Consider the following 368-nt stretch of genomic DNA (forward strand, 5'->3'; position numbering starts at 1 on the left):
TGAAGATGGCCTGGCCAATGGCATTGCCGGCGGTGTCGGCGACGTAGCGGGCGAAGCCACCACGGCCAGCGGCAGCGTGACCGGGATCTTCCAGTCGGGTGCCGATGTACCGCTGACTTACTCCTTGTCGAGCGACACCAGTGGCTTGCCAGCTCTGACGTCCGGCGGAGTGGCACTGGTGTACAGCGTCGCTGGCGATACCCTGACCGCCAAGGCTGGCGCAACCGATGTATTCACCTTCAGCCTCAGTGCCGCCGGTGCCTACAGCTTCACCCTGCTGCAGCCGCTGGATCACCCAGCGGGCGACAACGAGAACGACATCACCATTAATCTGGGCACGATACTCCAGGCCACGGATAACGATGGCG

1 protein-coding gene is annotated in these 368 nt (G+C 63.3%); it reads left to right on the forward strand.

What is annotated here, in order from left to right; translation table 11 throughout:
* Positions 1-368: T1SS-143 repeat domain-containing protein (locus PVZ80_RS00270; RefSeq protein ID WP_273863289.1), on the forward strand; the 368-nt coding region annotated here is incomplete at both ends.

It is taken from the genome of Pseudomonas sp. B3G-3 (assembly GCF_028640915.1).
GTDB lineage: Bacteria > Pseudomonadota > Gammaproteobacteria > Pseudomonadales > Pseudomonadaceae > Aquipseudomonas > Aquipseudomonas chlororaphis_I.